The sequence below is a fragment of the Defluviimonas salinarum genome, from assembly GCF_026013545.1.
In the GTDB taxonomy this organism is placed as follows: domain Bacteria; phylum Pseudomonadota; class Alphaproteobacteria; order Rhodobacterales; family Rhodobacteraceae; genus Albidovulum; species Albidovulum salinarum.
This window is the reverse complement of record NZ_JAPDOG010000010.1, coordinates 40,384-62,086: the sequence shown is the minus strand read 5'-3', so window position 1 is coordinate 62,086 and position 21,703 is coordinate 40,384. Positions and strand designations below refer to the sequence as shown.

18 protein-coding genes are annotated in these 21,703 nt (G+C 67.5%); 12 read left to right on the top strand and 6 right to left on the bottom strand.

Annotated elements, in window-relative coordinates:
* Positions 1 to 41 precede the first annotated feature (41 nt).
* Positions 42 to 788 (bottom strand): porin family protein, encoded by a 747-nt coding sequence (locus tag OM960_RS12330; RefSeq protein WP_264772144.1) that lies wholly within the window; start codon positions 786 to 788, stop codon positions 42 to 44.
* A gap of 329 nt (positions 789 to 1,117) precedes the next feature.
* On the opposite strand from OM960_RS12330, the gene pnp reads away from it, so the two are divergent.
* The 7 genes from pnp to OM960_RS12295 all read left to right on the top strand — a co-directional run bounded on the left by pnp (position 1,118) and on the right by OM960_RS12295 (position 10,766).
* On the top strand, positions 1,118 to 3,271 hold the full coding sequence (gene pnp / locus OM960_RS12325; RefSeq protein ID WP_264772143.1) for a polyribonucleotide nucleotidyltransferase: 2,154 nt from the start codon (positions 1,118 to 1,120) through the stop codon (positions 3,269 to 3,271).
* 270 nt (positions 3,272 to 3,541) lie between these two features.
* Positions 3,542 to 4,972 carry a MocR-like pyridoxine biosynthesis transcription factor PdxR gene (gene pdxR, locus OM960_RS12320; RefSeq protein ID WP_263334840.1) on the top strand — a complete coding sequence of 477 codons (1,431 nt, stop codon included), beginning with the start codon at positions 3,542 to 3,544 and terminating at the stop codon, positions 4,970 to 4,972.
* A 166-nt stretch (positions 4,973 to 5,138) separates the two neighbouring features.
* Positions 5,139 to 6,233 (top strand): ABC transporter ATP-binding protein, encoded by a 1,095-nt coding sequence (locus OM960_RS12315; protein WP_264772142.1) that lies wholly within the window; start codon positions 5,139 to 5,141, stop codon positions 6,231 to 6,233.
* 35 nt (positions 6,234 to 6,268) lie between these two features.
* Positions 6,269 to 7,327 carry an ABC transporter substrate-binding protein gene (locus OM960_RS12310; protein WP_264772141.1) on the top strand — a complete coding sequence of 353 codons (1,059 nt, stop codon included), beginning with the start codon at positions 6,269 to 6,271 and terminating at the stop codon, positions 7,325 to 7,327.
* Positions 7,328 to 7,401: 74 nt separating this feature from the next.
* Positions 7,402 to 8,640 carry an ABC transporter permease gene (locus tag OM960_RS12305; protein ID WP_264772140.1) on the top strand — a complete coding sequence of 413 codons (1,239 nt, stop codon included), beginning with the start codon at positions 7,402 to 7,404 and terminating at the stop codon, positions 8,638 to 8,640.
* A gap of 5 nt (positions 8,641 to 8,645) precedes the next feature.
* Positions 8,646 to 9,497: an ABC transporter permease gene (locus OM960_RS12300; RefSeq protein WP_263334845.1), complete on the top strand. Its 852-nt coding sequence runs from the start codon at positions 8,646 to 8,648 to the stop codon at positions 9,495 to 9,497.
* A gap of 237 nt (positions 9,498 to 9,734) precedes the next feature.
* Positions 9,735 to 10,766 (top strand): YeiH family protein, encoded by a 1,032-nt coding sequence (locus OM960_RS12295; protein ID WP_263334847.1) that lies wholly within the window; start codon positions 9,735 to 9,737, stop codon positions 10,764 to 10,766.
* A gap of 53 nt (positions 10,767 to 10,819) precedes the next feature.
* Here the strand turns inward: OM960_RS12295 and OM960_RS12290 are convergent, their stop codons facing one another.
* Complete coding sequence (locus OM960_RS12290) at positions 10,820 to 11,974, bottom strand: Do family serine endopeptidase (RefSeq protein WP_264772139.1); 1,155 nt, start codon at positions 11,972 to 11,974, stop codon at positions 10,820 to 10,822.
* A gap of 288 nt (positions 11,975 to 12,262) precedes the next feature.
* Here OM960_RS12290 and OM960_RS12285 point away from each other — a divergent pair, with 288 nt between their 5' ends.
* From OM960_RS12285 to OM960_RS12265, 5 genes are all read left to right on the top strand, one after another.
* The gene (locus tag OM960_RS12285) at positions 12,263 to 12,934 is read left to right on the top strand and encodes a winged helix-turn-helix domain-containing protein (RefSeq protein WP_264772202.1); all 672 of its coding nucleotides are present in this window, start codon (positions 12,263 to 12,265) and stop codon (positions 12,932 to 12,934) included.
* A 3-nt stretch (positions 12,935 to 12,937) separates the two neighbouring features.
* Positions 12,938 to 14,338, top strand: coding sequence for a sensor histidine kinase (locus tag OM960_RS12280; RefSeq protein ID WP_264772138.1), 1,401 nt, complete (start codon positions 12,938 to 12,940; stop codon positions 14,336 to 14,338).
* The gene (locus OM960_RS12275; protein WP_264772137.1) at positions 14,335 to 15,255 is read left to right on the top strand and encodes a LysR substrate-binding domain-containing protein; all 921 of its coding nucleotides are present in this window, start codon (positions 14,335 to 14,337) and stop codon (positions 15,253 to 15,255) included. Before OM960_RS12280 ends, OM960_RS12275 begins: the two co-directional genes overlap by 4 nt.
* Before the next feature lie 92 nt (positions 15,256 to 15,347).
* A complete protein-coding gene (locus tag OM960_RS12270; protein ID WP_264772136.1) occupies positions 15,348 to 16,901 on the top strand; it encodes a trimethylamine methyltransferase family protein in 1,554 nt (517 codons plus the stop codon).
* A gap of 24 nt (positions 16,902 to 16,925) precedes the next feature.
* A complete protein-coding gene (locus OM960_RS12265) occupies positions 16,926 to 19,337 on the top strand; it encodes an FAD-dependent oxidoreductase (protein WP_264772135.1) in 2,412 nt (803 codons plus the stop codon).
* Positions 19,338 to 19,348: 11 nt separating this feature from the next.
* Here the strand turns inward: OM960_RS12265 and OM960_RS12260 are convergent, their stop codons facing one another.
* From OM960_RS12260 to OM960_RS12245, 4 genes are all read right to left on the bottom strand, one after another.
* The gene (locus tag OM960_RS12260) at positions 19,349 to 20,395 is read right to left on the bottom strand and encodes a YeeE/YedE family protein (RefSeq protein ID WP_264772134.1); all 1,047 of its coding nucleotides are present in this window, start codon (positions 20,393 to 20,395) and stop codon (positions 19,349 to 19,351) included.
* Between the two features lie 47 nt (positions 20,396 to 20,442).
* A complete protein-coding gene (locus OM960_RS12255; RefSeq protein ID WP_263335059.1) occupies positions 20,443 to 20,742 on the bottom strand; it encodes an ArsR/SmtB family transcription factor in 300 nt (99 codons plus the stop codon).
* 91 nt (positions 20,743 to 20,833) lie between these two features.
* Positions 20,834 to 21,325 (bottom strand): GlcG/HbpS family heme-binding protein, encoded by a 492-nt coding sequence (locus OM960_RS12250; protein ID WP_264772133.1) that lies wholly within the window; start codon positions 21,323 to 21,325, stop codon positions 20,834 to 20,836.
* Positions 21,322 to 21,696, bottom strand: coding sequence for a thioredoxin domain-containing protein (locus OM960_RS12245; protein ID WP_264772132.1), 375 nt, complete (start codon positions 21,694 to 21,696; stop codon positions 21,322 to 21,324). Before OM960_RS12245 ends, OM960_RS12250 begins: the two co-directional genes overlap by 4 nt.
* Between the last annotated feature and the right edge of the window lie 7 nt (positions 21,697 to 21,703).

The window sequence follows — 21,703 nt, the reverse complement described above, 5'->3', positions numbered from 1 at the left end:
CTGCCGTCACCGCCTCGACAGCGTCGGTGCCGGCTTGCCGCTCAGAACCGGTAGGTCGCGCCGAGGATCGGGCCGGACTGCCGGAACGTGAAGGGCCGGCCGTTGATGTCGTGATCGAAATCCATGTACCGCCAGCCGCCACTGACAACCCAGTTCTGGTTGATCTCGTAGCTTACGGCCGCGAGCGCCTGCCACGTCTCGCTGTCGCTGCTGAACCCGCCATAGTCGGCCAGGACCATGCCGCTCCACCGGTCGGCGATGGGGAACCGCACCCTCGCGCCGATCACCGGGTCGACCCAGTCGTCACCGGCAGTGACCCGGCGCCCCGGCAGAGCGCCGGAGAACAGCTCAAGCGTGTTGTCGGTACTGAACCATCGGAAGCCACCGGCAATGTCGATCGAGGTAGAGGACTGCTCATAGACCGTGTACATAGCGTAGCCGGAGAATATCTGCGTCTTCAGATCAAGATCGGTGCCCGAGAACGCTCCGCCCAGCACCGGACCGCCCGGGATCGAGAGGTCGGTGAGCATGTAATCGGCAAGCAGCGACCAGCGCCCGTTGCGCGCCTCGAATGTCCCCATCAGCGCCAGATCGAGATTGTCGAGCGCATCGGAAAAGCTCAACTTGGACTCGACCGGCCCCACCGCCGTCCCGATGCTGGTCTTGGTTTCCGCCCCCCAAAGGTAGAAGGTCGCAAAGTAGCTCCAGTCGCTGGACTGCGCCGCAGCCTGTCCGGCCACGAGCGCGAGCGCCGCCACGCTGCAGGAAGTGGGGATCAATTTGCGCATCAGAAACTCCATTTGCTTTACGGTCCAAGACATTGCGCGAGAACGCGCCGGCGATCCGGGCGCGGCCATGATGGCATCGTTCCTTCCCTCCACCAACAAAAAACAGTCGCGGCCGCGGCTTGTCGGAACCCCGGCGCGGGCCTGCGGGAGTCGCGGGTTTCAAGCACTCTCTTCCCAATCCCCCGGTTTTCCTGTAAGGGCCGCGCATCTGTGACGTGAGCCCATGCCCCCGGGCGCATGCGAAGGATTGGGGGCGGCGGCAATGGGGCCGCCATATGAAATGGGAGACACGGGATACGCCCGTGGGTGCTCCCGAGAGGAACCGATATATGTTCAACGTGACCAAGAAATCCATCCAGTGGGGCCAGGAAACGCTCACGCTGGAAACCGGGAAGGTCGCCCGTCAGGCCGACGGCTCCGTCATCGCCACGCTCGGCGAGACCTCCGTCATGGCCAACGTGACCTTCGCCCGCGAGCAGAAGCCGGGCCAGGACTTCTTCCCGCTCACCGTGCATTACCAGGAAAAGACCTATGCCGCCGGCAAGATCCCGGGCGGCTTCTTCAAGCGCGAAGGCCGTCCTTCCGAGAAGGAAACGCTGACCTCGCGCCTGATCGACCGTCCGATCCGCCCGCTCTTCGTGCCGGGCTTCAAGAACGAAGTGCTGGTGATCTGCACCGTTCTTTCCCACGACCTCGTCAACGATCCCGACATCGTCGCGATGATCGCGGCCTCGGCGGCGCTGACGATCTCGGGCGTGCCGTTCATGGGCCCGATCGGCGCCGCGCGCGTCGGCTTCGCCAATGGCGAATACGTCCTGAACCCCGAAGTCGCCGACATGGACCAGCTCCGGATGAACCCCGAGCAGCGGCTCGACCTCGTCGTCGCCGGCACCAAGGACGCCGTGATGATGGTGGAATCGGAGGCCTACGAGCTTTCCGAGGCCGAGATGCTCGGCGCCGTGAAGTTCGGCCATGACGCGATGCAGCCGGTGATCGACCTGATCATCTCGCTCGCCGAGGCCGCCGCCAAGGAGCCGTTCGACTTCCAGCCGGCCGACTATTCGGAGCTTTACGCCAAGGTGAAGGCCGCCGGCGAGGCGCAGATGCGCGCAGCCTTCGCGATCCTCGACAAGCAGGAGCGCACCAACGCCATTTCCGCCGCCCGCGACGCCGTGAAGGCCGAGCTGACGGAAGACGAGCTGGCCAATGCGAACCTCGGCTCGGCGTTCAAGAAGCTTGAATCCTCGATCCTGCGCGGCGACGTCGTCGCCAACGGCAAACGCATCGACGGCCGCGACACCAAGACCGTGCGCCCGATCGTCTCGGAAGTCGGCATCCTGCCGCGCACCCACGGCTCGGCGCTCTTCACCCGCGGCGAGACGCAAGGCCTCGTGATCACCACGCTCGGCACCGGCGAGGACGAGCAGATCATCGACGCGCTGCACGCGAACTACCGCTCCAACTTCCTGCTGCACTACAACTTCCCGCCCTACTCGGTCGGTGAAGTGGGGCGCTTCGGTCCTCCGGGCCGCCGCGAGATCGGCCACGGCAAGCTTGCCTGGCGCGCGCTGCAGGCGGTTCTGCCGGCGCCGACCGACTTCCCCTACACGATCCGCATCGTCTCGGAGATCACCGAGTCGAACGGCTCCTCGTCGATGGCCACCGTCTGCGGCTCCTCGCTGTCGATGATGGATGCGGGCGTGCCGCTGAAGGCGCCGGTCGCCGGCGTCGCGATGGGCCTGATCCTCGAAGAGGACGGCAAGTGGGCGGTTCTGACCGACATCCTTGGCGACGAGGATCACCTCGGCGACATGGACTTCAAGGTCGCGGGCACCGAGAACGGCATCACCTCGCTACAGATGGACATCAAGGTCGCGGGCATCACCCCTGCGATCATGGAGCAGGCCCTCGCCCAGGCGAAGGACGGCCGGATGCACATCCTCGGCGAGATGGCCAAGGCGCTCTCCGAGGGCCGGTCGGAGTTCTCCGCCCACGCCCCGCGCATCGAGACGATGACCATCCCGACCGACAAGATCCGCGAAGTGATCGGCTCGGGCGGCAAGGTGATCCGCGAGATCGTGGAAGTGTCGGGCGCCAAGGTCGACATCAACGACGACGGCGTGATCAAGATCGCCTCGGCCAACGCGGAGTCGATCAAGAAGGCCTACGACATGATCTACTCGATCGTGGCCGAGCCCGAAGAGGGCAAGATCTACACCGGCAAGGTCGTGAAGCTCGTCGATTTCGGCGCCTTCGTGAACTTCTTCGGCAAGCGCGACGGTCTGGTGCATGTCTCCCAGATCGCCAACAAGCGCTTGCAGCACCCGAACGAGGTGCTGAAGGAAGGCCAGGAAGTGAAGGTCAAGCTGCTCGGCTTCGACGAGCGCGGCAAGGTCCGGCTCGGCATGAAGATGGTCGACCAGGAGACCGGCGAGGAAATCGCGCCGGAAGCGAAGGAAAAGGCCGACACCGCCGAGGCGTGAGGTCTGGCTGAAACGAACCGACGGCCCGGGCACCCGCCCGGGCCGTTTCGTTTTGCGATGCGCCGGCTCAGGGGCCGGGACCGCGGGAAACCCGGCGTTGAGGCATGCGGCATCGAAGCCGTGCCCCGGACCGCCTCAGGACGGCGCGGGTGAATTGCATTCCGCCGCGAAAGCCGGAAGGATGCGGCAACAATGGTCATAGCCGCGAAACGAACAACCCAACATGGCAGGCTGACGGTTCCGCAAATCCGGCTGAACCGCAACTCGCCCGTGGGCCTTCGCGATCAGGTGCAGTCGGAGATCTCGCGGCTGATCTCGACCGGCGCGATCGCGCTCGGCGCCCGGCTGCCGTCCTGCCGCCAGCTGGCCCAGGACCTCGGCGTGTCGATCAACACCGTGCTCGGCGCCTATTCGCGGCTCTGCGACGACAAGCTCATCGCGGCGCGGCCGAGGGCGGGCTACTTCGTCTGCAACGAGCTGCGCATCCCGTCGAACCCCTCCGCATCGACCGAGGAGGTCCCGCCCGCCAAGGCCGACATTCTCGGACGGCTCGGCCGACACCGGCAGCCCTCGCGCGGGACCTATATCCTGCGGCCGCCGAACTGGCAGGAGTTCCGCTACCCCTTCGTCTGCAACCAGATCGACACCGGGCGGTTTCCGATCGCCGAATGGCGCGAATGCACCCGGCTCGCGATGAACCGCCGCGACCTCGGCATCTGGTCCGGCGACAACCAGTACTGGGACGCGCCGGAACTGCTCGACCAGATCTGCAACCGGCTGCTGCCCCGCCGCGGCGTCACCGCGCGGTCTGAAAACGTGCTGGTCACGCTCGGCGCGCAGCAGGGGCTCTACCTTGTCGCGAGCCTGCTCCGGGGCGCCGGCCGGGTCGTCGCGATGGAGGATCCGGGCTATCCCGATGCCCGCAACATCTTCGCCCAGCTCTTCGACGAGGTCCGCTTCATCCCGGTCGATGCCGAGGGCATCGTGGTCGATGACAGGCTGCGCGGCGCGGACCTGGTCTATGTCACGCCGAACCGGCAGTTCCCGACCACCGTCTCGCTTTCTCAGGCGCGGCGCCGGGCGCTGCTCGCGCTGGCCGAGGCCGAGGATTTCCTCATCATCGAGGACGATTACGACTGCGACGTCGATTTCCGCGCGAGCCCGCCCCTGCCGCTCTACCAGATCGACCGCAGCGCTCGGGTGATCTACACGACGAGCCTGTCGAAGAGCCTCGCGCCGGGGCTCCGGCTCGGCTTTCTCGTCGCGCCGGAGGAGCTGGTCACCGAGGCCCGCGCGCTGCGCGGCATGATGATCCGCCATCCGCCGCTGGTGCTGCAGCACACCGCGGCGCTGTTCCTCCGGTTCGGCCATTACGACGCGCTCTGTTCGCGGCTCCATGCCGCCTTCGAGCGGCGCTGGTCGATCGCTGGCGCGGCGCTGGCGCGCGACTTCTCAGACTTCGGTATCATCGGCGCGACCGGCGGCACGAACTTCATGCTGACCGATCCGACGCGGCGGCGGCCCGGCGCCGCGATCGTTCGCCGGGCGCTCGAAGAGGGCGTCGTGGTGGAGGCGGTGGAGCCCTGTTTCTTCACCGGAAGGGAGGGCGGCTTCGCCTTCCGCCTCGGGTTTTCCAGTGTGCCCGCCGCCGATATCGAGCCCGGCCTCGCGGTACTGCGGGGCGTGATCGACGACCTCTGATCTGTACCCACAGTTTGACTGGTTCTGTACCTGTACCCACCCGCGGGTCTGCTGATACCGATTGCGGTGGAGGCAGGCTCGGCCCTATGAGGCGGGCTTGGATGTGGGAAGAAGGCCGGGCGCGCGGGAGCGGCGCGACGGCACCACGAACGGGGGGATCGGCACGATGCCGTTGGACGCAAACGGAGCGTTCCTGAGCTTCAGGAACGTCAAGAAGAGCTATGACCAGAAGACACTGGTCGTGAAGGATTTCAACCTCGACGTCCAGAAGGGCGAGTTCATCACGCTGCTCGGCCCGTCGGGCTCGGGCAAGAGCACGGTCCTGATGATGTTGGCCGGGTTCGAGGGCGTGACCTCGGGCGACATCGTGATCGCCGGCCAGTCGGTGACCAGGACCGCGCCCTACCGGCGCAACATCGGCATGGTGTTCCAGAACTACGCGCTCTTTCCGCACATGACGATCGCGGAGAACCTCGCCTACCCGCTCCGGGTCCGCAAGATGAACAAGGCCGCGGTCAAGGACCGGGTCAACGAATACCTGCGGCTGATCGAGATGGGCAGCTTCGGCGGCCGCTATCCCGGCCAGCTCTCGGGCGGCCAGCGCCAGCGCGTGGCGCTAGCCCGGGCGCTCATCTTCGAACCCTCGCTGATCCTGATGGACGAGCCCCTCGGCGCGCTCGACAAGAAGCTGCGCGAGCAGATGCAGTACGAGATCACCCGGCTGCACGAACAGCTCGGCTTCACCGTCATCTACGTCACCCACGACCAGACCGAGGCGCTGACGATGTCGAGCCGGATCGCGGTCTTCAACGATGGCGTGGTGCAGCAATGCGCGGCCCCCGCGCAGCTCTACGAGCGGCCGTCGAACGCCTTCGTGGCGGACTTCATCGGCGAGAACAACTTCATCCCCGGCAAGGTCGATCGGATTGAGGGCGGCAAGGCCCGGGTCACGGTCGCCGGCGGCGGCACGATCACCGCCGACGCGGCCGAGGGGCTGAAGGCGGGCGCCGACTGCGTGCTCTCGATCCGGCCGGAGAAGCTCTTCATCAAGCCGACCAGCCACGCCTACGACAACGAGCTCGTGGCCGAGCATGTGACCCATCACTACGTCGGCGATTTCATCCGCTTCTACTTCCGCGTCGCGGAAGGGACCGAGATCACGATCAAGGTGCTCAACGATCTGGCGGCGCCGGACCTGAAGGCGGGCGACAAGGCCTCGCTCGTCTGGCTCGCCAAGGACTGCATCGCGTTCCCGGCCTGACCGGCACGGCTATCGGATTCACAGGGAGGAGACCCATGAAGACCAAACTGAAACTGCTCGCCGGCACCACGGCGCTGGTTCTGGCCTCGCTCGCCCAGGCGCAGGCGGAAAGCATGACCGTCGTGTCCTTCGGCGGCGCCTATGGCGCGGCGCAGAAAGAGCACATGATCGACCCCTTCGTCGCCGAGACCGGCAACGAGATCCTGTTCGAGGACTATTCGGGCGGCATCGCCGAGATCAAGGCCCAGGTCGAGGCTGGCAACGTCCAGTGGGACGTCGTCGACATCGAGACCATCGACCTCGAGCGCGCCTGTTCGGAAGGGCTTCTGGAGGTGATCCCGCAGGACATCCTACCCGCCGGCGATGACGGCGTCGCGGCGGCCGAGGACTTTGTGCCCGAGGCGATCGCCAGCGAATGCGGCGTCGGCGTCATCGTCTGGTCGATCATCTTCGCCTACAACGGCGCGGCAGAGGGCGACAAACCGGCGACTATCGCCGATTTCTTCGACACCGAGAAATTCCCCGGCAAGCGCGCGCTGCGCAAGCGACCGCAGGTCAACCTCGAATGGGCGCTCATCGCCGATGGCGTCGCGCCGGCCGATGTCTATTCCGTGCTCGCCACCGAGGAGGGCCAGGCCCGCGCCTTCGCCAAGCTCGACACGATCAAGAACGACATCGTCTGGTTCGACAGCTGGTCGCAGGCGCCGCAACTGCTCAACGACGGCGGCGCGTCGATGGTGCAGTCGGCCAACGGCCGCATCTTCTCGGCGATCAAGGAGGACGGCAAGCCGTTCGAGATCGTCTGGGACAGCCATGTCTACGACCTCGACGTCTGGGCCGTCGTGGCCGGGTCGGAGAAGAAGGACACCGCCTTCGAGTTCATCTCCTACGCCACCGGTTCCAAGCCGCTCGCAGGGATGGCGGACGTGGCCTACGGCCCGACCCGCAAGTCCTCGACCCCCTATGTCGACGCCTCGGTCAACGAGGACCTGCCCACGGCCCATCTCGACCAGGGCCTGAAGGCCGACGGCATCTTCTGGGCCGATTTCGGCGAAACGCTCGGCGAGCGCTTCAACGAATGGATGCTGAAGTAAACTGACGCTCCCCGACTGGCCGCGTATCGCAAGAGATACGCGGCCACTTTTCCCGAGACCTACGCGAGACGGACATGACCCCCAGCGCCCTCGACGCGAACGATACCGCTTCCGCGCGCCGCGAGCTTCGCCGGCGCAAGCTGACCGCGTTCCTCTTCGTCGCGCCGCTCCTCCTCTTCCTCGTCTTCGCCTTCGTCGCGCCGATCGCGACGATGCTGGTGCGCAGCGTCTACCACCCGGTGGTGTCGGAACTGATCCCCGAGACGCTGGAGGCGCTGAAGGACTGGGACGGCGAGGCGCTGCCCCCGGCCGAGGCGCGCGCGGTCTTCGCCGCCGACCTCAAGCGGCTGGCGGGCGAGCGGCTCTCCGGCAAGCTCGCCGAGGAGATCAACCGGGCACTGCCGGGCAGTTCCAGCACGATCAAGGCCTCGGCCCGCAAGCTCGGCCGCATGGATGACGCCGAGCTCGCCTCGGCCGGCGGCGCGATCCTCGCCGCGGCGGATGCCGCATGGGAGAATCCGAAGATCTGGAAGGCGATCCGCGATGCGGGCGCGGCCTATACGCCGGATTACTATCTCACCGCGCTCGACCTCGAAATGGCCGACGGCGGCGGCGTCCAGCCGCGCGACGGCGCGAAGATCTATGTCGACCTCTACACCAAGACGCTGCGGATCGCGCTCTACATCACGGTGCTGACGCTGATCGGCGGCTACCCGCTGGCCTACTACCTCGCCAATGCGGAATCGAAGAACGCCAACATGCTGATGGTCTTCGTGCTGCTGCCGTTCTGGACCTCGCTGCTGGTGCGGACGACCTCGTGGATCGCGCTTCTGCAGACCAGCGGCGTCGTCAACTCGGTCCTGACGGGGGCGGGCATCACCCGTTCGCCGCTGGAGATGCTCTACACCCAGTTCTCGACCGTGCTGGCGATGACGCATATCCTGATGCCGTTCATGATCCTGCCGCTCTACTCGGTGATGAAGGGCATCGACCCGAGCTACATGCGCGCGGCGATGTCGATGGGCAGCAAGCCGATCCCGGCCTTCCTCAAGATCTACCTGCCGATGACCCTGCCGGGGCTGAGCGCCGGGGTGCTGCTCGTCTTCATCATCTCGGTCGGCTACTACATCACCCCGGCCCTCGTCGGCGGCACCGACGGCCAGATGATCTCCAACATCATCGCCTTCCACATGCAGCAGTCCAACAACTGGGAGCTCGCGGCCGCGCTCGGCTCGCTCCTGCTCGCGATGATCCTCGTTCTCTACTGGGTCTACGACCGCTTCGTCGGCGCGGGCAACATCAAGCTGGGATGACGACCATGAAGCACCTGCCGGCCTACTTCACCTTCTGGCACATCCTCGGCCACTACTCGCTGAAATGGACCGCCTACCTGGTCCTCGCGTTCCTGATGCTGCCGATCGTCATCATCGTGCCGCTGTCGTTCAACGCCGAGCCCTACTTCACCTTCACCGACGGCATGCTCGCGCTCGATCCCGCGGCCTATTCGACGCGCTGGTACCAGGCAATCTTCTCGGATGCGAACTGGCTCCTGTCGATCAAGAACAGCTTCCTGATCGGGGCGCTGGCGGCGACGCTCTCGACCGTGCTCGGCACCATCGCGGCGGTCGGGCTTTCCTCGCCGGTGATGCCGTTCAAGCGGCTGATCACGGCGCTCCTCCTGTCGCCGATGATCGTGCCGCTGATCATCATCGCGGCGGGGATGTTCTTCTTCTATACGCGCTTCAACCTCGTCGGCTCCTACGCCGGGCTGGTCATCGCCCATGCCGCGCTCGGCGTGCCCTTCGTGATTATCACCGTGACGGCGACGCTCTCGGGCTTCGACCGCTCGCTCTACAATGCCGGGATCAGCATGGGCGCCTCGCCGGTCAAGGTGTTCTGGGACGTGGTGATCCCGCTCATCCGGCCTGGCGTGATTTCCGGCGGGCTCTTCGCCTTCGTGACCTCGTTCGACGAGGTGGTGCTGGTCTTGTTCCTCGCCGGGCCCGAGCAGCGCACGATCCCGCGGCAGATGTTCTCGGGCCTGCGCGAGCAGATCAACCCGACGATCCTCGCCGTCGCGACGCTCCTGATCCTGATCTCGATCGCGCTTCTGGTGACGCTCGAGATCCTCCGGCGCCGGTCGGAGCGGATGCGCGGCACCGAGTTCTGAGAGCCGTGCCCGATACACCTCCCCCCGAGATCCGTCGCGAACCCGGCGCGCCCCGTCGCGCCGGGCCAAGCCCCGGCCGCGCCCGGCTTGTATCATCAGGCTTTCGCCGCCAATCGTCGGCGAGAATGAGACCGATAAGACCCTGTCCCGACGCGGCGGGCGCGCCTGCGCGCGCCTGGCCGACCCGAAACCGCACCGCCGGGACCGCCGGCGCCGCCCAGACGCCCGGATCCATCCATGTTCGCCGCTTCCGACCTCCGCGATGCCTTCTCGCTCTCGCGCGCCAAGACCCTCCGCACCGGTGTCCTCTCCGCAATCGTCGTCGCCTTCGCCGCGCGCTTCCTGTCGGAGCATTACGGCGCCCCGGCGATGCTGATGGCGCTCCTCCTCGGCATCGCCTTCCAGTTCCTGCACGAGGAGGGCCCGTGCCGCGCCGGCATCGACTTCTCGGCCCGCACGCTCCTGCGCGCGGGCGTGGCGCTCCTCGGCCTCCGGGTCAGCTGGCAGCTGCTTTCGGGTCTCGGCGCGGGGGCGGTGGTGCTGACCGTGCTCGGGGTGGCGCTGACGATCGGCGCCGGAATCCTCGGCGCGCGGCTCCTGGGGCGAGGCGTGCGGTTCGGCGTGCTGACCGGCGGCTCGGTCGCGATCTGCGGCGCCTCGGCGGCGATGGCGATCGCGGCGGTGCTGCCGCGCAACGAGCATTCCGAGCGCAACCTCGTCTTCACGGTGATGAGCGTGACCGTTCTCAGCACCCTGGCGATGATCGTCTACCCGATGATCGTCACGGCGCTCGGTCTCGACACCCATGCGGCGGGGCTGTTCCTCGGCGGCACGATCCATGACGTGGCCCAGGTGGTCGGCGCGGGCTATATGGTCTCGGACGAGACCGGCGACGTCGCCACCGTGGTCAAGCTGCTGCGGGTCTCGATGCTGGCGCCGGTGGTGTTCATCATCTCGCTGGTGGTCAACATGAAGGGGCTCGGCGGGACGGACAGCCAGCGCAAGACCCCGCTCCTGCCGGCCTTCGTCGTCGCTTTCCTCGTGCTCGCGGCGGTAAACTCGGTCCTCGGCATTCCCGAGGCGGTGGCGAACGTGGCCAACGAGCTGTCGCGCTGGCTTCTCCTGATCGCGGTCGCGGCGGTGGGCATGAAGACCTCGTTGAAGCAGGTCCGCGAGGTCGGCGGCCAGGCGATTCTTCTCGTCGTCTGCGAAACGGTCTTCCTCGGCCTGCTCTTCCTCGGCGCGCTGCTGCTGCGGCCGGGCCTGTAGGCGGCGCCCCCGAGCCGGGCTCGGAGGCGCTAGAGGGGTTCGCGCGGCAGGGATCAGGCCGGCTGTTCCGGCCGCGTCCCGAGCGTCACACTCGTGTCGAGCGGCTTGCCGGCGCGGAGGAGGCCGAGCTTCACCTCGGTGCCCGGCGCGTCGGTGGCGATCATCCGGGTCAGGTCGCGCGGCTCCTTCACCGCCGTGCCGTTCACGCTGAGCACGATGTCGCCCCGCGTCAGCCCGGCCTTGGCCGCCGGCGTGTCGGCGGTGACGTCGGTGATCAGCACGCCTTCGGCCTTCACCAAACCGAGGGCCGCCGCGATGTCCTCCGTGACCGGCTGGATCTGGACGCCGAGCCAGCCGCGCTCGACCGTGCCGTCGCCGGCGAGGTCGGCCACCACCTTCGCGGCGGTCTCGGAGGGCACGGCGAAGCCGATCCCGACCGAGCCGCCCGAGGGCGAGAAGATCGCGGTGTTGATGCCGACGACCTCGCCTTCCGCGTTGAAGAGCGGACCGCCCGAGTTGCCCTTGTTGATGGCCGCGTCGGTCTGGATGTAATTGTCGAACGGACCGGAATTGATGTCGCGGCCAAGCGCCGAGACGATGCCGGCGGTCACGGAGTTGCCGAGGCCGAAGGGGTTTCCGATCGCCACCACGTCCTGGCCGACCTTGAGCCCGGTGGAATCGCCGAAGGCGACCGTGGGCAGGGCGCCGCCGTCCTCGATCCTGACCAGCGCGATGTCGGTCGCAGGGTCGGCGCCCACGACCTTGCCGTCGACCTTGCGGCCGTCGGCGAGCGTTACGGAAACCTTGTCGGCACCCTCGACGACATGGGCGTTGGTCACGATCTGGCCGTCGGCCGAGATGATGAAGCCGGTGCCGACGCCGTGCATCTCGGGCCTGTTGCCGTCCGGGGTGCCGGGCATGGGCATCGGCATGCCGAACCGCTGCATGAACTGGTCGAGCGGGAAGCCCTGCGGCATGTTCTGGCTGTAGTATTCCGTCGGATCGGCCTTCTTCGTCACCTCGATATAGACCACCGCCGGCGCGACCTTTTCGACGAGGTCGACATAGCCGCCCTGCGGCATCGCCGAGGCGGCAAAGGCGGGGGCGGCGAGCATCGGCGGCAGCGCGGTCAGCGCCGTGGCGCCCATCAGGGCGCCGAGAACCAGCGCGGAAACCCGGCTTCGGGCTGTCTTGGTAGCGGTTTGCATGTCGTATCTCCTTAAGTCGTGTCCGGTACCGGACCGGGGATGGACATGACTTAGGTCTGCAACCTTTCGGGCGTCCGACGCGAAGATTGCAAATCCGACAGGTTTCTCACGAAAGGGTCAGATGCCGCGCGTCAGGAGTTCCGACAGATATGTAACCCCGCATTCAGGAACGGGTCGGAACCCCGCGCCATAATCCCTTTCACACCCCGAACGACCGTCTTTTGAAAGGCATGTGGAATGATTACCTTTCCGGCGCATGAGACCGGCGTGGATGCCTCGAAGGACAACATGAAACTCCTGCTGATCGAAGACGACCAGACCACGGCCGCCTATATCGTCAAGGGCCTTCGCGAGGAGGGCCACGTCGTCGATCACGTCGCCGACGGACGCGACGGGCTCGTCCCGGCGATGGCGGGCGGCTACGACGTGATGATCGTCGACCGGATGCTGCCGGGGCTCGACGGGCTGTCGCTGCTGCGCGCGCTGCGCTCGGCCAAGGTCACGGTTCCGGCGATCTTTCTTACCGCCGTCGGCGGGGTCGACGACCGGATCGAGGGGTTGCAGGCGGGCGGCGACGACTACCTCGTCAAGCCCTTCGCCTTCGGCGAGCTTTCGGCGCGGATCGCGGTCCTCGCACGGCGCGCGTCCCAGCCCATGACCGAGACGGTCCTGACGGCGGGCGACCTGCGGATGGATCTCATCGCGCGCACGGTGACCCGTGCCGGCCGCACGATCGACCTCCTGCCGCGCGAGTTCGCGCTCCTGGAACACCTTTTGCGCCGAAAGGGCCGGGTCCAGACCCGGACGATGCTCCTGGAAGCGGTCTGGGACCTGAGCTTCGATCCGCAGACCAACGTGGTCGAGACCCATGTCAGCCGGCTCCGCGCCAAGGTCGACAAACCCTTCGACCGCGAACTGATCCACACCGTGCGCGGCGCGGGCTACAAGATCGAGGCCTGAGCGATGCGGTCCGGGCTCATCCGCGCCCTGCGGCGCAGCGCCGGCTCGACGCCGATGCGCCAGGCGATCGGGCTCGTGGCCGTCGTGGCGGTGGTCAACCTTGTGACGCTCGGCCTCGCCTATCTCAGCCTTCGCAGCGCGATCGAGACCGGCATGCGCGCGAACCTCACGCAGCACATGGCGGGGTTCCAGGTCGCCGCCTCGCCCAGCGCGCTCGAGATCCTCGTCATGGCCGAGGCCAACGCCGCCGATCCCGCGCAGCGTGTCTTCGCCTATATCGCGCCGGATGGCCGCGTCACCGGCAATGCCAACGCGGTGCTGACCGGCGCCGGTGTCCAGATCCGCAGGATGCCCGAGGGCCGGCCGCTGGGCGAGCACGGCTACTTCCCCCTGATCGAACGGATGGCGGGCGGTGTTCTCATCCTCGCCGAAAGCCGGACACCGATCCACGAGCTTGGCAGGACCTTCCTGGCACTACTGGCGCTCAGCCTCGCGCCCACGGTTCTGATCTCGCTCGGCGCGGGCGCGATCATCGCGACCCGGGCGCGCCGGCGCGTCGACCTCATCGAGGCGACGCTCGGCAGGCTCTCCGAAGGCGCGCTCGACGCAAGGATCCCGGCCGAGCCGGGGCGCGCGGACGACCTCGCCCGCATCGGCGTGCAGGTGAACCGGATGGCCGCCGCGCAGGAGGCCGCGACCGAGGCCCTGCGCCAGGTCTCGGCCGACATCGCGCATGACTTGAAGACGCCGCTGCAGCGGATGGCGGTCCTGCTCCACGACCTGCGCGACCGGCTGCCCGACGCGAGCACCGAGGCCACACTCGCCGACCGCGCCATCGCCGAGGCCGACGGCGCGGTCGGCATCTTCCATGCGCTGTTGCAGATCGCCCAGATCGAGGGCGGCGGCGCGCGCGCGAATTTCGCGGCCCTCGACCTCGCGCATGTCGCGGCCGAGATGACCGAGCTCTACGCCCCCGCCGCCGAGGAAGATGGCCGCAAGCTGGCGCTCCTCCTGCCCGACGGCCCGGCGACGATCATGGGCAACAAGGGGCTGATCGGCCAGGCCCTCGCGAACCTGATCGAGAACGCGCTGCGCCATACCCCGCCCGGCACCGATATCGGAATTACCGTTCGCCAGGACGCGGACAGCGTCACGCTTGTGGTCACCGATCGCGGGCCGGGCGTTCCCGAGACCGAGCGTGAGAACGTCCTGCGCCGGCTCTACCGGCTCGAGCGCAGCCGCACGACGCCCGGAAACGGGCTCGGGCTGGCGCTCGTCGCCGCCACGGCGGGCCTTCACGGGGCGGACCTTGCCCTCGAAGACAACGCGCCCGGCCTGAAGGTCAGCCTGTGCTTTCCGGCGGCGGCAGAAGTACCTGACACCCGGAGCCGGAGGAGCGCTTGAAACGATACACGATGCCGTCCCTGTCGCTGTTCCACACGTTCGAGGTCGTGGCCCGCCGAAAGAGCTTCACGCTCGCGGCGGATGAGCTGTGCCTGACGCAAAGCGCCGTCAGCCGGCAGATCAAGGCGCTCGAGGAGCAGCTGGGCGTGGCGCTCTTCCGGCGCCTGCACCGGGCGATCGAACCGACCGCCGAGGGGCGGCGGCTCTTCGAATCCGTGACTCGGGGCCTGCAGGAGATCGAGACCTGCGTCACCGGGCTGCGCGCCGCGACGGTGAATCCGCAGATCACCGTCGCGGCCTCGGTCGCGTTTTCCTATTTCTGGCTGATGCCGCGGCTGGAGAGGTTCAGCGCCCGGCATCCCGAAATCGACCTCAGGATACTCGCGACGGACCAGAGGGTGGACCTGCGCCAGGAAGGCGTGGATGTGGCGATCCTCTACGGCGTCGGGCTATGGGAGGGCGCCCGGACGCATCTTCTGTTCGGGGAGCGGGTCTATCCTGTCTGTAGCCCCGAATACCTGCGGAGCCACCCGGAGCTCCGCGCGCCTTCGGACATGCTCGACCAGACGCTTCTGCATCTCGACGGCGGCGGCAATATCTGGGGCGGCGTGGACTGGCGCGTCTGGCTTGCGACCCAGGGCGCTACGGGTCAGCCGGTGCGGCGCGGCGTCCGCCTGAACAGCTATCCGATGATCATCCAGGCGGCCGAGGCCGGGCGCGGCGTGGCGCTGGGCTGGAGCTACATCACCGACCCGATGCTGGCCGAGGGGCGCCTGGTCCGCCCGGTCGACAAGGTGCTGGAGACGCGCGAGGGCTATTACGTTGGCGCATTGGAGAAAGACGCGGATGTTCCTGCCATAGCCAGTTTCCTTCAGTGGATAAGGGGTGAGGTTGCAGAAAACTCGCCTCACGCATGATCTTCGGGAATGCATTGCATTCGGATTGATCGTTTGAACCCCGGCGCAAAAGCCGGTCAACTGCACCCTCGGAAGACCTCCGGAGGGCCGTCATGTCCAATCTTTCGCCTCGCCGATCCAAACGCCCGGGACGCGGTGGCGCCGAGCCGACGCCGGCGCCACCTCCGATCACGCCCGGCATGGTCGGTGGGCAGTACCAGCCGCTGACCGGGTCCGAGATGGAACGGATCCATCAGTTGGTTCTACGTCTTCTCGAGGATCTCGGGCTTTCGCAGGTCACGCCGAGCCTCGAGCAGCGCGCCATCGCGGCCGGGTGCCGGGTCGACGAGGACGGCCGCCTGCGGTTTCCCCGCGCGCTGGTCGAGGACGTGATCGCCCGGACGCGGCGCCGGTTCACGCTGCACGGGCTCGACCCGGTCCACGATCTGGAGATCGGCGGGCGGCGCGTACACGCGGGCACCGGCGGAGCGGCCCCGACCATCATGGATTTCGTGACCGGCAGGTACCGCGAAAGCACGGTGGCCGATCTCTACGACATCGCCCGCCTGGTGGACCGGCTCGACAATATCCACTGGTATCACCGCTCCGTCGTGGCGCGCGACACCGACACCATCCTCGATCTCGACATCAACACCACCTATGCCTGCCTCTCGGGCACCACGAAATCGATCGCCGTCAGCTACACCGACGGCAACAGCGTGCGCGCCGTGCAGCCGATGCTGGACATGGTCGCGGGCGGCGAGGGCAGGTTCCGCGAGCGGCCCTTCTGCACCGCCGTCTGCTGCCACGTCGTGCCGCCGATGCGCTTTGCCACCGAAAGCTGCGACGCGCTGGAGGCGGCGGTCCTCGCCGGCATGCCGATCCTCCTCGTCGCGGCCGGTCAGGCCGGGGCGACGGCGCCGGCGGCGCTGGCGGGGGCGGTGGCGCAGGCCTGTGCCGAGGTGCTCGCGGGGCTCATTCTGTGCAACATCATCGACCCGAACTGCCGCGGCATCTTCGCCGCCTGGCCCTTCGTATCGGACCTGCGCACCGGCGCGATGTCGGGCGGATCGGGCGAGCAGGCGCTCCTGTCGGCGGCCTGCGCGCAGATGGCGGGGTTCTACGACCTGCCGAACTCGGTCCCCGCGGGCATGACCGACAGCAAGCTGCCCGACGCCCAGGCGGGCGGGGAGAAGGGCTACACGATCTCGCTCGCCGCCCATGCCGGGGCCACGATGATCCACGAATGCGCCGGGATGCAGGGCAGCCTGATGGGCACCGCGTTCGAAAGCTATGTGCTGGACAACGACCTTCTCGGCGCGGTGCTGCGCACGGTGAAGGGGGTCGAGGTCAGCGAGGATGCGCTCAGCTTCGAGGCGATCCGCGACGTGGTGATGGGTGCGGGGCACTTCCTCGGCCATCCGCAGACCTTCGCGCGGATGAAGACCGACTACCTCTACCCGGAGATCGCCGACCGCCGCAGCATCAGCGAATGGCAGGACGCCGGTGCAAGGGATGCGCGCGAGGTGGCGCGCGGCCGGGTGCGCCAGCTCCTGGCCGACCACTATCCCCGCCACATCAGCGACAGCGTCGATGCACGCCTGCGCGAAAGCTACAACATCGTTCTGCCGAAGGCGCGCATGCGCGCCGGCAACGGTATCTGGTAAACCCGCCAAGCAAGGAAGCTCGTCATGCAGTCGCAAGCGAAAGTGGTCATCGTCGGGGGCGGCATGATGGGCGTCGGCCTCGCCTATCACCTGGCCGAGGAAGGCTGGAAGGATGTGCTGCTGATCGAAAAGGGCGAGTTGACGAGCGGCTCCACCTGGCATGCGGCGGGCCAGTGCCCGTCGTTCATCGGCAACTACAACATGGCCAAGATCCACCACTACTCCAACACGCTCTATCCGCGGCTGGAGAAGCTGACCGGCCATCCGACCGGCTGGCACGGCTGTGGCGGCATCCGGCTCGCCACGACGCCGGAAGAGGTGGACTGGTTCCGCCATGTCGCGGGCTTCGCCGCCAACGTCGGCTTCGAGATGGAGATCATCGGCCCCGAGCGGATCCGCGCGCTGAATCCCTGGCTGAACACCGAGGGCATCCTTGCCGGCGCGCATACGACGATGGACGGCCATGTCGACCCGGCCAGCGCCTGCAACGCGATGGCCGCCGGGGCGCGGCAGCTCGGGGCAACGATCGTCCGGCGCAACCGGGTGACCGGCATCAACCGGCTGCCCTCGGGCGAGTTCGCGGTGGTGACCGAACAGGGCAGCGTCATCTGCGAGCACGTCGTCAACGCCGGCGGCTGCTATGCCCGCGAGGTCGGCGCCTGGGTTGGTGCCGAAACGCCGATCACCAACATGGAGCACCAGTACCTGGTGACGGAGCCGCTCGCAGCCTTCAAGGGCCTCGATACCGAGCTGCCAGTGATGCGCGACCCGGCCACCGCCGGCTATTACCGGCAGGAACAGAAGGCCGGGCTCGTCGGCATCTACGAGCATTACGGCGCGAAGGAGGCCTGGGCGGGCCGCGGCGGCCGGCCGGAATGGCAGAGCGAGAACGAGCTGTTCGAGGGTGACCTCGACCGCATCGCCCCCTGGCTCGAAAAGGCGCTGGAGCGGATGTCGATCTTCGCCGAGGCGGGCATCAAGCGCGTCATCAACGGTGCCATTCCGCACACGCCGGATGGCAACCCGCTGGTCGGCCCCGCGCATGGGGTCCGGAACTTCTGGCAATGCTGCGGATCGTCGATCGGCATCGCCCAGGGCGCCGGGTGCGGAAAGTACCTCGCGCAGTGGATGGTGCATGGCGATGTCGAGATCAACATGGCCAGCGTCGATCCGCGCCGCTTCGGCGGCTACGCCGATGCGGACTACACCCGCGCCAAGAGCTTCGACGACTATCACAACATGTTCGAGACCCCGCTGCCCGGACGCGAGATCCATGCCGGCCGTCCGAGCCGGGTGACGCCGCTCCACGACAAGCTGACGGCGAGAGGGGCCGTCCACACCGAGGTCTACGGCTGGGAGCGGCCCAAGTACTTCGCCCCGGCGGGCTTCGTCGAACAGCTGCAGTACCGGCGCAACAACACCTTCGACCTGGTGGCCGCCGAGTGCCGGGCGGTGCGAGAGCGCGTGGGCGTCATGGACCTGTCGAGCTTCGCCAAGTTCGACGTCACCGGCCCCGGCGCCGAGGCGCTTCTCGACCGGCTGACGGCGAACCGGCTGCCGCGGAAGCCGGGCGGCATCACCCTCACCCATGTCCTCTCGGAGGGTGGCCGGATCGAGGGCGAATGGACCATCACCCGGCTTGCCGACGACCGCTTCTATGTGCTGACCGGAGCCGGTGCCGAGCGGCAGGCGCTCGACCATCTGCGCGCCGCCACCGGCGCGGACGTGACCATCACAAATGTGACCGACGATTACGGCATGCTGGTCGTCGCCGGCCCCGGGGCACGCGCCGTTCTGGCGCCGCTGACCGATGCGGATTTGAGCAACGAAGCTTTCCGCTGGCTCACCGGGCAGGAGATCACCGTCGCAAATGTTCCGGTCCGCGCGCTTCGGGTAACCTATGTCGGTGAGCTGGGCTGGGAACTTCATGCCCCGATGGCCGAACTGGGCAAGCTCTACGATGCGATCCGGGCATCGGGAGAGCCCCACGGCATCGCCGATTTCGGCAGTCACGCGGTGAATTCGCTGCGCATGGAAAAGGGTTATCGCGGTTTCGGCGCCGAGTTGACCAACGAGATCACCCTCGTCGAGGCCGATTGCCTGCGCTTCCACGCGCCGGACAAGGGCAACTTCATCGGCCGCGCCGCCACCGAGGCCCGCCGCAGGACCGGCGTTGCGACCCGGCTTGTCTATGGTACGGTCGCGGCAACCGATTGCGACATCTACGGCGGCGAGGCGGTGATGCTGGGCGACAGGGTTGTGGGCGTCTGCACCTCCGGCGGCTTTGGCCATGCGACCGGCAAGAGCCTTGCCTTCGCCTACCTGGATCCCGATGCCTCGGGTGACCTGGAGGCGGTCATCCTCGGCGAACGGCGCGCCTTTACGCTGCTCGACGAACCCGCCTGGGATCCCGGAAACGCTCGTCAGAGAGCGTGACGCCGGATTCGTCAGTCCGGCTGGAACCCCTGGATCAGCCGCCGCAACCCGACCAGGGCGCCGAGCAGGATCGCGCCGAGTGTGACCGGTGCGGAATAGGCCAGCGTGGACATCGCACTGATGCCCTGCCCGATCGAACAGCCCAGCGCCAGCGTTCCGCCGATGCCCATCATCGCCGCCCCCGAGATCTGGCGGCCGAGCTCGCGGGGATCCTCGCAGGCCTCCCAGCGGAAGCGGTGACGGATGCTCGACCCGATGAACGCACCGGCGAGAACGCCGGCGACGACACCGACCGAGAAGCCGGGACCGCCCGCGCTCGACGTCATCGCGTAAAGGATCGTGCGTCCGAGCGGCGCGGTGAAGGACGGCCCCTCGACGCCGATTTCGCCGAAACTGTACTCGGCGAGGAGCGAGGTGCCGACGAAGCACCAGACCACCGCCAGACCGGCCGCGACGCCCCAGCAGATCTGCCGCGGCGAGCGGCGCAGCGGCCGGTGGCCGAGTGCCCATGTGAATGCACCGCCCCCGGCGATCAGGGCGAAGAGGAGGGGTGGCAGCCCGGACAGGTCCGCGAAGAGATGCGCGAAGCCCTGCGGACCCTCGGAGGGTGACTGCGCGAAGAGCGCGACCCGGATCGGCGCCAGCGGGCCGGACAGCGTCACGAAGGCGAAGATGCCGATCACCACAACGACGACCAGCGACCGCAGGTCACCGCCGCCGAACCGCACCAGCGCGCCGAAGCCGCAGTTTCCGGCCATAGCCATGCCGTAGCCGAAGAGAAGCCCGCCGAGAACCGAGGCGAGGGGGTTCCAGCCAATCGTGTGGTAGAAGCTCGCTGCCGGATCGGCCCAGCCGAGCGCTGCGGCGGCGAAGATGCCGATGATCGAGGTGCCGAGCACCACGCCCCAGAGCCGCAGCCTGCGCTGGTCCTCACCATAGAAGGCCGCCTCGATCGCACCGAGCGTGCAGAACTCGCCAAGCCGCGCGGCGAGCCCCAGAACGATGCCGCCGACGAGCCCGACGATTGCGGCGAGAGTGCCAGCAGGGAGTGACTCCATCGTTTTTCCTTACCTCCCGTCGGTGCCGATCGACAGCCTTTCGGCCTTCAGGTGTCGTTGCAGTACATCTCGAAGACTAGTTCGACGACCCGCGCCGCGCGATCGTCGTTGAGCGAATAGTAGATCGCCTTTCCGTCCCGGCGCGTCTTGACCAGACCCTCGAGACGCAGCCGCGCGAGCTGTTGGCTGACGGCAGATTGCCGCGACAGGAGTAGCGTTTCAAGCTCGGTGACGGACTTCTCGCCGCTGGTGAGAAAGCACAGAATCATCAGCCGCCCGTCATGGGCGAGCGCCTTGAGAAGGCTGGATGCCTGCTCGGCGCGCTCCGCAAGGACCGCGGAGTCGATGTCGCGACGCCCGTCGCTGCCGCAACCGCGCGGCTCCGGATTGCCCTTGCTGTCTGGTGCGTCCAACGGGGTGAATCCTTTCAGCTCGGGCTCAGAAGCTGATGTCGTCCTCCACGGCAGCGATTCCCGCGCGGGCGCAGGCGTCGTCGAGATCCGGCCCCGGCGCCCCGGAAACGCCGACTCCGCCGACCAGCGATCCGGCCGCGTCCACCGGCACCCCGCCGCCGAGCGCGATTGCCTGCGACAGGTCGCGGATCCCCGACGAGATCGTGCCCGCTCCGGTCTCTTCCGCAAGCGCCAAGGTGTCGGTGCGGAAGCTCACCGCCGTCCAGGCCTTGCGCCGCGAGGTTTCCTCGACATGGGGCCCCGCGAACTGGTCGCGGAGAAAGACCTGCGTCACGCCGAACCGGTCGACCACTGTGACGCCGACCTGGTAGCCCTTGCCGCGGCAATCCTCCAACGCCGCCTGGGCGAGACGGAGCGCGGTCTCCGGTTTCATCACGCTGAACTGGACAAGCGCCTCGTTATCCTGCGCCACGGCAGGACCGGCAAACAGCGCGACGGCAAGTGCCACTTTCTTCATTCCTCGCTCTCCCTTTCGTATTGGCCCGTCTCGACGAGCATCTTTCCAAGCAATCCCCAGAAGAAATCCTCGCCCGGATGGCCTTCGATCCGGCCGGCCTCGCGCCCGTCGGCCAAGAGGATGAAGGTCGGCGTGAACACCGGCCGTGCCCCGATTTCGGCATCCGCCGGATAGGGCCCGTGTATTTGCACGCGCTCCAGCGGCGCCGCCCGGCCCTCGGGCGTCTTCGGATAGATCGGGGCGATCACCCGGTCCCACTCGGCGCAATAGGCACAGCCCTCGCGCTCGATCATCAGGAGCCGGAGATCGGCCTGCGCTGCGCTTGCAGCGGTGCCGGCCAGAAGCGAAAGGCAGATCAGGGCGCTACGCATTGTTGAC